The sequence below is a fragment of the Flavobacterium faecale genome, assembly GCF_003076455.1.
GTDB lineage: Bacteria > Bacteroidota > Bacteroidia > Flavobacteriales > Flavobacteriaceae > Flavobacterium > Flavobacterium faecale.
On sequence record NZ_CP020918.1, the window covers coordinates 3,628,453 to 3,641,607 of the forward strand.

General features: G+C 37.4%; 7 protein-coding genes. 3 read left to right on the top strand and 4 right to left on the bottom strand.

Translation table 11 applies throughout. The annotated features are described in order from the left end of the window. Nucleotides 1–64 precede the first annotated feature (64 nt). The 4 genes from FFWV33_RS15230 to FFWV33_RS15245 form a co-directional block, all read right to left on the bottom strand. Nucleotides 65–1,465 (bottom strand): sulfatase, encoded by a 1,401-nt coding sequence (locus FFWV33_RS15230; RefSeq protein WP_108741702.1) that lies wholly within the window; start codon nucleotides 1,463–1,465, stop codon nucleotides 65–67. A 37-nt stretch (nucleotides 1,466–1,502) separates the two neighbouring features. Beyond that, the gene (locus FFWV33_RS15235) at nucleotides 1,503–4,025 is read right to left on the bottom strand and encodes a glycoside hydrolase family 2 TIM barrel-domain containing protein (protein ID WP_108741703.1); all 2,523 of its coding nucleotides are present in this window, start codon (nucleotides 4,023–4,025) and stop codon (nucleotides 1,503–1,505) included. 95 nt (nucleotides 4,026–4,120) lie between these two features. Further along, entirely contained in the window at nucleotides 4,121–5,920 is a 1,800-nt protein-coding gene (locus FFWV33_RS15240) for an arylsulfatase (RefSeq protein WP_245891534.1), read from the bottom strand. A 452-nt stretch (nucleotides 5,921–6,372) separates the two neighbouring features. Continuing rightward, nucleotides 6,373–7,353, bottom strand: coding sequence for a ThuA domain-containing protein (locus FFWV33_RS15245; protein WP_108741704.1), 981 nt, complete (start codon nucleotides 7,351–7,353; stop codon nucleotides 6,373–6,375). A gap of 697 nt (nucleotides 7,354–8,050) precedes the next feature. Between FFWV33_RS15245 and FFWV33_RS15250 the strand changes: the two genes are divergently transcribed. From FFWV33_RS15250 to FFWV33_RS15260, 3 genes are all read left to right on the top strand, one after another. Further along, nucleotides 8,051–9,892 (top strand): sulfatase family protein, encoded by a 1,842-nt coding sequence (locus FFWV33_RS15250; protein ID WP_108741705.1) that lies wholly within the window; start codon nucleotides 8,051–8,053, stop codon nucleotides 9,890–9,892. A gap of 4 nt (nucleotides 9,893–9,896) precedes the next feature. Further along, nucleotides 9,897–11,450, top strand: coding sequence for a sulfatase family protein (locus FFWV33_RS15255; protein ID WP_108741706.1), 1,554 nt, complete (start codon nucleotides 9,897–9,899; stop codon nucleotides 11,448–11,450). Nucleotides 11,451–11,661: 211 nt separating this feature from the next. Then, complete coding sequence (locus tag FFWV33_RS15260) at nucleotides 11,662–12,924, top strand: glycoside hydrolase family 117 protein (protein WP_108741707.1); 1,263 nt, start codon at nucleotides 11,662–11,664, stop codon at nucleotides 12,922–12,924. The last annotated feature ends 231 nt before the right edge of the window (nucleotides 12,925–13,155 follow it).

Sequence of the window (13,155 nt, forward strand, 5' to 3'; positions counted from 1 at the left end):
ATAGATGAAAGTATTTCAGAAAAAAAGGCTGATGGAAAAAACCCCATCAGCCTATTACTATTTATTACTTTCTATTCCAATACACATCCATTCTTTTGATGGCGTCCCCTTCGTATTTACGTCTCAACATCCAGAGCGGACGCTCTAAGGTTTGTTCCCAAGCAAATATTTTTTTGTACATCGCTTTAACTCGTTCTGGATTTTGATCGGCTAGGTTGTTTAATTCTCCTGCATCTTTATCTACATCAAACAACTCTGCTGGACGATCAGGAAAACGCAATAACTTCCAATTTCCGTCACGCATCGCTGAACCGACTTCGCCTTTCCAATACAATTCTTGATGGGGTAAATTGGTGTTTTTACCTAAAACATGAGGTAGCAAATCGACTCCATCAATGTCTTTTAAAGCAGCTACATTACCGCCACCCATTTTGTAGAAAGTAGGCAATAAATCAAAGGTGCAAATTGGTTTTTTGTACACCGTGTTTGCAGGCAAAACTCCAGGCCAACGCATGATAAACGGAACTCGAATTCCGCCTTCTAGCAAAGTGGCTTTCATACCGCTCAAAGGCAAGTTGTCAGCCGTGGTAGAATCTGTTGGTCCACCGTTGTCATTGGTAAAAATAACAATGGTGTTTTTATCCAAACCTAATTTCTTAAGTGTTTCAAATACACGACCACAAGCACGATCTAACGAAAGTGTCATTGCAGCCAATTCTTTGCGTTTTCCAGTTAAATTAGGAAAATTAACCAAATCTTTTTTATCAGATTGTAAGGGTGCATGAACGGCATTAAAAGCCAAATACACAAAGAAAGGATTGTTCTTATTTTCTTTAATAAAATCAATAGAAGCATCAGCCAAAACATCGGTCATGTACTCATCCGACTCTTTAAAATTACCTAAACCTCGCTCCAATCGATTTTCTGTTTTTACTTCACTATCATCTGGATCGTATTTGTAATAACTACGAGCACCCCCTCTAAAACCAACAAAAGTATCAAAACCACGGTTCATAGGATGAAATTCATCTTTACTTCCCATATGCCATTTTCCAAAAACAGCGGTTTTATACCCCAATTCTTTCATGTAGTTTCCCATTGTTTTTTGGTCTAATGGCAAACCCATATCATCATCAGACAAACAGGATTTGACCATATATCCGGGAACGTTATTTTCTTCAAAACCAAAACGTTCTTGGTATTTACCTGTCAACAATCCCGCACGAGATGGGCCACAAACTGCTGCCGTAACGTAGGCTTGCTCAAATTTGACTCCTTGTTTGGCCAATTCATCCAAATAAGGCGTTTTCATTATTTTGCTCCCTTGGAAACCAAAATCAGAATAACCTGCATCATCAGATACAATCAAGACAATATTTGGTTTGGTTTGTGCAGTAACTACAGTAGCAAAAAGACCTAACAAAAGGGCCAAAACGGTAGTTAACTTGTATTTTATTAAGTTCATAGTGCTATTTTTAAATTTGGTATTAGACAAACTAAATTTATTTTATTTCAACTGTAATGTTATTGCTTTTTAATGTTTTCGAACTGGCTTTTATTCGAACAGTACCTCCTTTTTTCAAGGACTGAATCAATAACAAAGCACGTCCTTTGTCGGTTGTTAATTTATTCGATTGGTAGTCTTGAATGTTGCTATTCGAACCATTATCTACTCCCAAAACTTTGGCATTTCCGTCTACTTCGAACGTAAGGTCAACGTTTTCCGTTTTCACTTCTACTCCTTTTTCGTCAACCAATTGTGCAATAATGTGCGCCACATCATACCCATCTGCTGATAAAGAAGTAGCATCTGTTGTCAAACGAATACTATAGGGAGCTGCACTTGTTTCAAGATTTGCAACTACTTCTGCACCATCAAAACCACCTTTTACAGTCAATGTACCTTTTTCGAAAGGAACAACCCAACGCAGAATTCGATCTGGATTGTCACTCAAACTTCTACTTCCAAGAGATTTTCCATTTAGAAACAATTCGGCCACATGTAAATTTGTTGGCACTTCGACCAAAACAAGTTCTCTTGGAGTATAATTCCAATGCATATTTGCTTTGCTATTGTCCCAATTCAATGCTTTTTTCGAATCTGAAATCGCTTTTTTACTCAATTCATCCATTTTGAAAGCAGAACCTTTCAATGGCATTGTTCCAATCGCTACACTTGGTTTATTTACCCAAATGCTTTTGAAATAATTAAAACCTTGCTTTTTAAATCCAGCGAAATCCAAGATGTCTCCATCCCAACCTTTTTGCGGCCATTTGTCTGTCGATTCCCCCATGTAGTCAATTCCTGTCCACATGTACATACTAAACACCATTGGGTTTTCGATAATCGAATTCCAATCTTGCCAAGTACCCGAATTTTCAGAACCTGTCATCATTTTGTTTGGGTAATTCCTTTTGGTCCAATCGTATTGATTGGTTTGGTAACTAAAACCTACCACGTCTAAAGCATCACCATAACCCGAAGCCAAACTAGCAACCGGAATGATTAAATTGGCGGTTACAGGACGAGTTGTATCTAAATCTTTGACCCATTTGGACAATCTTTGCGCAGTTTCTGCCAATTTATACTTTCTATTTGGCAAAGCATCATAACGTGCTTTCATCTCTTCTTTGGTCAATTTCGGAATCTGGTTCCAGTAATTTCCTGCTCCTGGATCCCATAAACCACTCACCTCTTTGTATCCTGGATAGGTCCATTCGATCTCGTTACCAATACTCCATTCGAAGATAGACGGATGATTTCTATCTCTCAAAATAGTGCGCTTCAAATCGCTTTCTCCCCATTTTTGAAAATGTTCGGTATAGCCACGAGTCATGTACTGCACACTTTTTTCTTCCATATTGTGCTGTTTGTCTTTTGGATTGTCCATTTCGTCAAAAATCTCGTTCTGAACCAAGAATCCCATTTCGTCACACAAATCCAAAAATTCTTCCGAAAATGGATTGTGAGAAGTTCTGATTGCGTTTACTCCAGCTTCTTTCAAGCTTAAAAAACGACGTCTCCAAACTCCTTTTGGCACCGCAGCACCAACCAAACCAGCATCATGATGCAAGCAAACTCCTTTTACATCGGTTGCTTTTCCGTTTAAGAAAAAACCGTTGTCTTTGTCAAAAACAATAGATCGTATTCCAAATGGCGTAGTATATTCGTCTATTACTTTTCCTTTTACAAGGATGCTCGTTACTGCTTTGTATCTGTTTGGCGTATCTGTAGACCATAATTTCGGATTAGTAATGGCTACATTTTGAGCAACCGTTACTTCTTTTCCAGATCCAACTTTTACCTCTTTTGTTTCTGTTTTCACTAATGTTCCATTGGCCTCATAAATCTTGGTAGACAAGGTCAAGTTTTGACTTTGCTTGTAGTCGTTCTTCACCTTTGTTTCAATAGCTACTTTGGCGTTTTCTGCAGTTACGTCTGGAGTTGTTACAAACGTTCCCCAAATCGGAATATGCAATTTATCCGTTGTAATCAATTTTACATTTCTATAAATTCCGCTTCCCGTGTACCAGCGACTGTCTGCGTAGCGCGAATGATCTACGAGTACCGAAATCACATTCTTGGTTCCGTCCTTTTTTAAATACTTACTTAAATCGAAATAAACCGGAGAATAACCATATGGATTTTCGCCCAAATAGGTTCCATTGATCCAAAAAGTCGCATTGTTGTACACTCCATCAAAAAGGATGTACACATTTCCGTTTTTGCTATTAGCCGGTGTGTCAAAATGTTTTTGATACCAAGCAATTCCACCTGGTAAATAACCCGTACAACCTTCTAGTTTTTTATCGAAAGAAGCTTCGACGCTGTAATCATGTGGAAGTCGAACATCACGCCAAGCGGCATCTTGTAACGGAATCGCTTTACTAATCTGATTGTTTTCTTGCAACTGAAATTTCCAATCAAAATTAAAGTCTTGCTCTCTTTGTTGCGATTGGACTGCCGTACAGACTAGTAGAAACGCTGCAATTAAGTGTAAGGATAAGGTAAATCGTTTTTTCATGGTTTTAATATTCTGTATGTAGTTTAATTTGTTTTAGTTTGAACTTGTATTGTTTTTTGTTTTATTCGAATAAGAAACTGCTTTTCGAAAAAAAATTATTTGACCAGCGATATGTAGGAATAGTACACGCCGTAGGTTTCTTTTTTATCAATAAAATCATTCGTCAAAAATGTTTTTCCTTTTTCTAAATGCACCTTGAACAGCACTTCAACATCTTCTTTACCAATATTTTTTTCGAACATTTGGTTGGCAATGCTTATTCGGACTTTTTGAGGAGCTATAGTTTTATACTCGAATAAATTTTTAGGATTGACTGCTGGAATTCCCAAAATAGTTCCGGGACATTCTTTTGGCCAGCGTCGGCACGAAATCAGATAATCTCCTTCTTTTTCGACAAAAATAGCATGAGTATTGTTCTTGTTTTTTAGTCCCTCTGCAATTTGTTCTGGTTTCCAAATACCCGAATCTTCCCCAATGGCATGCTGAATCGTTAATTTTATTTCTTCCTGAGCAGGATTCCCCACCGTACTAACAGGCAATTCATTGTACTCCGGATTTTTTTTGGACTCAACTAAGAAAGCTGTATTTTGTGCTAAAAGAGTGGTTACAATTGCTGGATATTTTGCCGCAAGATTGGTCAATTGTTTCGGGTCTTTTTCGATATCATACAAATCAGTTCCATTGAGCAACCTCCAATTGTCTTTTATAATACAAGTTTGATCCACATCCATCGGCGGACGCCAATCTTGTCTGTGGTGAATAAAAGCGGTTTTACGTTCCATTGTCTTTTTGGATCCCAACAAAAGCGGTGAAAAATCCACTCCATCCAAAGGCATTTTTTTAGGAACAGTCAATTGACACAAACTAGCCAAAGTAGGAATCAAATCTACATGCGCCGCAAGGCTATTGATGTCTTTACCGCCTTCAATTTTCCCGTTTGGCCAACGTATAAAAAACGGAACCCGATGTCCTCCCTCTAGTTTATCTCCTTTTATGCCTCTGTATCCTTTATTATAACCCAATTTTCCGTCGGAACTGTACCCAAAACGGGTTCCGTTGTCGGTCATGTAAATCACGATGGTATTGTCTGCGAGTTTTTTATCTATCAAAAACTGATTCAATTTCCCGAAATTCTCGTCCAAATTGGCAATCATTCCGTACAAATTGGCACTTATAATTTCTTTGCCTTCTAGGTGTTTGTAGGGAGCTGCATATTTTTCGGCTACAATCAATGGGTCGTGAGGCGCATTGGTAGGAAGGTAGATAAAGAAAGGCTTATCTTCATTTTTATCAATGTATTTCATCGTTTCTTCAAACCACACATCCGTGCAATATCCGTTGAATTGTTTGGGTTGGTTGTTGACATAATACACATCATTAAAATAACTGTTTCCCCAATAATCAGAAAGTTCACCCACGCCACCAGCCAAATGATTTATTGCAACTTCAAAACCGCTATCTGTTGGACGAGTTGGATAATTATCCCCCAAATGCCATTTACCAAACATAGCAGTATGGTAGCCGTTTTGCTGAAAAACATCGGCCATAGTTTGTGCATCACCAGATAAGCCATCTCTACCTTTGAAGGTGGCCCAAGTACCATTGTTTATCGGGTATCTTCCGGTCATGATTGCTCCTCGCGTAGGGGTACACAAAGGCGTCACATGAAAATCGGTCATTCGAACAGATTCGTTATAAAAGGCATCAATATTGGGCGTTTTCAACCAAGGATTTCCATGGCAGCCCAAATCGCCAATGCCTTGATCGTCGGTGAGAATCAAAATAACATTGGGTCTTTTTGTTTTTTGTGCGAATGCAATTCCGCAACTCAAACTCAAAACGCTTACAATTAAAATTTTTCTTAAATGGGTCATATTGGTACTTCTACTAATCATTTTTTAGAATCAATTGGTAAAGGTGCTTCTTTAACAGCAGTTTTATGATTACATATGTTTTTAGTACTGAAACATATGTGTTATCGCAACTTTTGTCTAGATACAAAACTTGACAAAACTCACTTAAACAATTCACTAACAATCAATTATCTTAATTTTTATCAAAAAAAAAATCATTGACACTTTATTTTTCCTAAATAAATCCTATACACGAGTATTGAGAACATACCACCTGCCTTCAATCCTACAGAACTATTACTTTTATAGACTAAAATTAGACTTAAATAATAAAAATAAAATAATGTATTATTTTGTTGTCAATATGTGAAATAATTACATTAAACAACTCATTATTAAATAGGTAAAAACAAACAAAAGAAGTTTATATCTAAAATAGAACAATGGAAAGAAAAAGAATAATTATGGAAGTTTTCACTTAAATAAGGGTTTCGTTATTTAGTAATAGCGGTAAATTTTCTACTGGTAGCATTTTCTGCAGATGGAAAATCGGTAGGAATAGGAATCGTAACTTTAGCTGTAGCTGCCCACTCTACTCCTCTTAAAAATGAAGTTATAAATCCAACACCTTCAAATGAATAATCATCATGTCCAAGAGTGGTATGAAAAACACGTCCTTTACCATATTTCAACACCATCAATATAGGTTCATTACGATCCGTAGGTGCTTTATCTGATTGGTCTTTACCCGTTGCAAGAATAGTCATATTGGTTCCAGGACCTCTCAGTTTTGCATAACATTCGTCTTTGGCTGTTAGCCAACTGGTGGGCATTCCTTGAGTTATAGGATGATTAGGTACACGAAGAGTCACAGGAAAAACATGTTGTTTGCCATGCGCACCACAATTTCCTGCGGTAGTATCTCTGACCAACTTATTTTCTTTGTCATAATAAACATAGGGACCATCTTTTTCATTTCGATCTCCCCATCCACCAAGTCCAATCATTTCATTATAAGCTTTCCATTTCGGGAAACAATTATCAGCGGCGTGTACGGTTACAAATCCACCTCCTTTTTTAATAAATTTTTCAAAATCTTTTTGAGTACTTTCACTCCAATTTGCTGCATTCCACCCAAAATTTGAAATAACTACATCGTATTTTTTAAAACTGGGTGCAAAAGAGGGATCTTCCTTTGGTTCTTTAAGAGCAACCGAATTGAAATTGCCAGCCATGGGCAAGTATGTCTTTTCTCTTTCAGATTTCCATAGGTATTGTGTACGTTGAATATCTACAACAAATAACCCTGTTTCTTCCAAATACTGTTTCATCATAATAGTAGACTTTGGCCAAACATCATGGTTGTTTTGTCCATCAATTATAAGAACTTTTATTTTTGCTTGAACACATAAACTAGTTAGAAGCACTAGTACTAATAGTAGCGATTGTGGGAATCTTAAAGATTGAAACCTCATAAGTGAGTTATTTATTTTATTCATTTCTTATTTATTAATGTCTTTTTTTTTCTAGAAGTACTGCTAATTATTAACTTCAATATTCTTATTTATTTCATTGCTAAAAACCGTTAAAATTAGGCATTTTCAACCTAGAATTTCCTTGGCAACCTATCTTCGCCAATGAGAATCAAAATGACATCTGGTTTTTTTGTTTTTTGAGCGAATGCAATTCCGCAACTCAAACTCAAAAGGTTAACAAATAACATTTTTTGTTAGATGGGTCATATTGCAACTTCTAGTAATCCTGTTTGTATAATGAATTGGTAAAGATGCTCCTTTAACTTCAATTTTATGATTACATATGTTTTAAGTACTGAAACATATGTGCAATCTTAACTTTCGTCTAGATATAAAACTTGACAAAATTATTTTAAACAATTCACAAACAAATCATTACCTTAGTTCTTATCGAAAACCAATGAAACACACCTACACTATACTTTTCCAAAATAAACCATATATACTAGTATTGAGAACATACCGCCTGCCTTCAATCCTACAGAACTATTAATTTTATAAACTGAAATTAGGACCTACTTTTTGATCGAATGCAAAAAATTGCCATCACCAAAAAAGTTAATACTCATAAAAGAACAGTGAACTAGAATAAATTTCTATCCAACAAGTAACAGCATTATTTAAAAAAATAAAAAAAATGAATAGATCGATCCGATTATTTTTGATAGCCAATCTTTTTACGATTACAGTCGCAAAAGCACAACAACCTAATATTGTTTGGATCGTCTCTGAAGACAATTCCAAACACTATATGAAACTTTTTGACGAGCACGGAGTTGCAACGCCAAATGTAGAAAGTCTTGCCAAGGACGGAATCGTATTTGATCGTGCATTTTCTAATGCAGCCGTCTGTAGTGCTGCTCGCTCGACTTTGATATTGAGTACTTTTGGACCTAAGATGGCAACCCACTACCACCGTGCCGAAGGAAAAGTAACCTTGGTTAATGGTCAAGATATGTTTCCTGCCTTTTTGAGAAAAGCGGGATATTATACTGCAAATAATGCCAAAGAAGATTATAATATCAAAAAACCAGAGGATGTTTGGGACGATTCATCCAAAAAAGCCACTTGGACTAATAGAAAAACAGGACAGCCTTTCTTCTATGTCTATAATATTGAAACTACCCACGAAGGAAGAATGCATTTCACAAAAGAGACAATGAATTCGACCAAAACAATTACAAATCCTGCTACTGTTTTTGTACAACCAAATCACCCACAAACGGAGCTTTTTAAATATTCGAATGCCTATTATCGTGACAAAATAGTGCAAATGGATACGGAAGTTGGCGAAGTAATCGAAAAACTGAAAAAAGACGGCTTGTATGACAATACTATCATTTTCTATTATGGCGATCATGGTGGTGTTTTACCTCAAAGTAAAGGCTACTTGAACGAAACAGGATTGCACGTGCCTCTTGTGGTGCATGTTCCAGAAAAATACAAAAATTTGAGTCCGTTGGCATCTGGAACCAGAACCAATGCTTTTGTGAGTTTTGTTGATTTTGGTGCAACGGTTTTAAATCTTGCTGGTGTTGAGATTCCGAAAGTAATGGATGGGAAACCATTTTTAGGAAAAAATATTACTACCAAAACTTTAGACAAAAAAGACGAAACCTATGGATATGCAGATCGTTTTGATGAGAAATACGATATGGTGCGCTCGGTGCGAAAAGGAAACTTAAAATACATTCGAAATTTTGAACCTTTCAATGTTAATGGTTTGATGAACGAATACCGTTACAAACAATTGGCGTATCAAGAATGGGAAACTTTATACAAACAAGGAAAATTGAACAAAGATCAGTCTAAGTTTTTCGAAATAAAGGCAGTCGAAGAATTTTATGACGTCGTGATAGACCCTTTCGAACTACATAATTTAGCGAGCCTTCCTGAGCATCAATCTAATTTGAAAAAAATGCGTAAAGATTTGAATTGCTGGATGGAATCGATGCCCGATTTATCTCTTTATCCTGAATTTTATTTAATAGAAAATGCCATCCAAAATCCGATTGCATTTGGAAAAGAACATAAAAAAGAAATTCAAAAATACATCGACATTGCCAATTTAGAAGTGCTAGATTTCGACAAAGCAGCGCCAAAAATCGAAAAGTTTTTGAAATCAAAAGACCAATGGGAACGTTATTGGGCTATGATTGCAGCGACTTCATTTGGAGACCAAGCCAAATCCTTAACGGATGCCGTTCAATCAGCAATGGACTCTGAAACAGAAAACATCAATAAATTGAGAGCAGTCGAATTTTTATCAATTGTGGCACACCAAAACACAACGAAAAGCTTAGCTAATATAGTCTATGCCGCCAAAAGCGATACCGAGGCTTTACTGATTTTGAATGCTGTAGTTTTATTAAAAGATTATTACCAAAAACAACCCGTTGCAATTGATGTGACTAAAATGGATAAAAAAGTAGCGGCAAACGATCAAGTACAAAGACGACTAGCGTATCTGAAAAAATAAAAATATGAATACTAAAAAATATTTCACGGTTGCATTGGCTGCTTTCCAACTTGTTTCTTTTGGGACAATGGCACAAAAAACCAAGAATAAAAAACCAAACGTTTTGATTATTTTCACCGATGATCATCGCTTTTCTGGTATTCATGAGTTGGCCGGAATGGATGTAAAAACACCAAACCTAGATGCTTTGGTCAAAGACGGTGTTGCCTTCAACAATGCTTACCTCATGGGGGCGTTTACAGGTGCTACCTGCGTGGCTAGTAGGGCGATGTTGCTTACAGGTAGAAACGTTTTTGAACTTGACGGTATAGGACATGACGTTCCAGCAACCCATACTACTTTTGGAGAAGCTTTTCAAAAACAAGGCTATAACACTGAGGTAATTGGAAAATGGCACCAAGATGGCGAAACGCTGAAACGCAGTTTTACATCGGGAGAAAAAATTATGGGTCGAGGTTTGTATTTGGTCGATCACTTTAGAATGCCTTTCTATGATTGGGACAAAGCCGGAAAATTTAGTCCGCAAGATGCCTATTGGTTAGTGTATGATGAAAACGGAAAAGTGGTACGACAAGACATTCCCAAAAATGCCGTTCGTGGACCAATCGGGACTGAAAAAAATGGCCCACACACCTCTGAAGTTATTGGAGAAGCCGCAGTAGATTATTTTAAAAATTACAAAAGTAAAAATCCGTTTTTGATGTATTTGGCTTTTCATGCACCGCATGATCCACGCCAAGCGCCACAAGCGTATCGTGATATGTATCCTGTAGACCAGATGAAATTGACACCTTCGTACATGCTACAACACCCATTCGATAACGGACATATGTTCTTGCGTGATGAGGAATTGGCGGCATGGCCAAGAACTCCAGACGTTTCCAAACAACAACTATCCGATTATTATGCTATCATCACTCATTTGGATGCGCAAATCGGAAAAGTAATTGCTGGTTTAAAAGCAAGCGGACAATACGAGAACACCCTAATTGTTATGTCGGGAGATAGCGGTCTTGCCGTTGGAAACCACGGTTTGATGGGAAAACAAAACATCTATGACGAAGACGGCGTACATGTTCCGCTAATTTTTGCAGGTAATTTAATCAAAACCAAAGGCGTTCGTAACGATGCTTTTGCGTATAATTTTGATATATTTCCGACCATTTGTGACTTTGCCAAAATTCCGATTCCGAGTTCGGTTACAGGCAAAAGTCTAATGCCGATTCTAAACAATGAAGCCAAAGAAGTTCGCAATTCTACGTATCATGCTTACAGACAATTTCAAAGAGCCTACCGCAAAGGCTATTACAAATTGATCGAATATGTACGAGCCAAAGATTACGATAAAAAAGAAGGAGAATCTATAGCGGGTTCAAGAGTAACACAATTATTCAATTTTAAAACAGATCCTTGGGAAACACAAGATTTGTCTTTTTTTCCAAAAAACAAAGCCTTAATTGAACAAATGCGAAAAGAGATGAAAGAGCAAGCGGTTCTTTTGGGCGATAAAAAAGAAAATGTATCTGGAGAAAAATATGATTTCTGGGATTTTTACTAGAGCATTGGCTTAAAAAAAAAGGTAGACACTAATTGCACCAATTTGCACGAATAATAATTTTTGAAGATTACACGAATTCTTAAAAAATGAGAAATTTTGAGTAATTCAATTACGTTTTTAACGCTTCGCGATCTGGCAAATAAAACTTTAAACGCAAATAACTCGGACTTTTACTAATCGAAACAACAACAAATAACAAATATACAAACCAATGAAAAATCTAACACTAGCAGCAGCTTGTGGTGCTTTACTAGCGCTTACCTCCTGCTCAACAACCAAAACCAAAACAGCAGACGGTTTTCCGTTTATTCTCCCAACAGAGAAGCCCAATAGAGTACTGAGTAAAGCTTTAGAACGAAATTATGATAATTACATGGGCCCAACTCCAGAGTCCAACGAGTTATATTCCCAATTTAGATATACCGAATTAAAAGGACTAGATTACAGCAATCACGACGGAACAATTACCCGCCGTGATCCTTCCAAAGTGATTTTTGCCAACGGAAAATATTATGTTTGGTACACCCACAGGCAAACCCCAACGCCACCGCAAGGCGCTGATAAATCTACAGATGTTATTCCGTCTGCAGATTGGGATTTATCCGATATTTGGTACGCAACTAGCGAAGATGGTTTTACCTGGAAAGAGCAAGGTGTTGCCGTGCCTCGTCCCCCAAAACCAGAAGTGGGATGGCGTTCTGTAGCGACTTCTGACATTTTGGTTTACAAAGGAAAATACTATTTATACTACCAAGGCTTTATGCAAACCAGCGGAAAACGTGGCGATGACTGCCCTGTAGCGGTTTCCTACGCCGATTCACCAGATGGGCCATGGACACCCTACAACAAAATCGTAATTCCAAATGGTAAAGAAGGCGAATGGGACCAATTTTCCATCCACGATCCATATCCCTTGGTGCACAACGGAAAAGTATACTTGTATTACAAATCCGATTTTAACCAAAAACCAAATCTAGTGCGCATGCAAGGACTTGCAATTGCCGATAATCCACTTGGGCCATTTACCAAAAACCCAACCAATCCGGTAATGAATTCTGGTCACGAAACCACTATGTTTCCGTTCAAAGAAGGTATAGCAGCGCTTGTAATTCGTGATGGAAATGAGCATTTTACGGTACAATACGCCAAAGACGGAATCAATTTTGATATTGCAGCCATCACTACATTAATGCCAGACGCAGCCGGACCGTATATTCCGGATGCTTTTACCGATACCAAAGATGGTCGCGGTATCACTTGGGGAATCTCACATGTCACCAATATTGGCAATCGAGAAACCAATCACGCGCTTCTCGTTCGTTTTGACTGCGATCTTAGCCAAGACCTACATGATCCCGAAATGAAACGCACAAACATCAATTACAAACCCGAATTTCTATACACGCACGGCCTAAACGGAAATCAGAAAAAGCGAATTGCCGAAGAAAACCAAAAAGTAAAAAATTCTAAATAATAAGAAAAGCATTTGGGCATGACCCGTAAAAAAACGGGTCGGGCTCTACGTTCCCGCTTTTTTTATCCGCCGCGGCGGATAAAAAAGAGCTACACTTTGATCCCTCATGCAATAACTACTTCGCGAGATAATTGTTCTCCAAAGAAAAACCTCAAAGCGCAAGAGTAGTTCAAGCGACAAGTATATCGTTTTCAAAAAACAGTAGTTACCCATTTGGTTACCACTGTTTTT

What these genes read in the sequence shown, in the direction of transcription:
- FFWV33_RS15230 (WP_108741702.1), bottom strand. Translation starts at nt 1,465, where the DNA reads ATGAACTTAATAAAATACAAGTTAACTACCGTTTTGGCCCTTTTGTTA.
- FFWV33_RS15245 (WP_108741704.1), bottom strand. Translation starts at nt 7,353, where the DNA reads ATGAGGTTTCAATCTTTAAGATTCCCACAATCGCTACTATTAGTACTA.
- FFWV33_RS15250 (WP_108741705.1), top strand. Translation starts at nt 8,051, where the DNA reads ATGAATAGATCGATCCGATTATTTTTGATAGCCAATCTTTTTACGATT.
- FFWV33_RS15260 (WP_108741707.1), top strand. Translation starts at nt 11,662, where the DNA reads ATGAAAAATCTAACACTAGCAGCAGCTTGTGGTGCTTTACTAGCGCTT.
- FFWV33_RS15255 (WP_108741706.1), top strand. Translation starts at nt 9,897, where the DNA reads ATGAATACTAAAAAATATTTCACGGTTGCATTGGCTGCTTTCCAACTT.
- FFWV33_RS15235 (WP_108741703.1), bottom strand. Translation starts at nt 4,025, where the DNA reads ATGAAAAAACGATTTACCTTATCCTTACACTTAATTGCAGCGTTTCTA.
- FFWV33_RS15240 (WP_245891534.1), bottom strand. Translation starts at nt 5,920, where the DNA reads ATGATTAGTAGAAGTACCAATATGACCCATTTAAGAAAAATTTTAATT.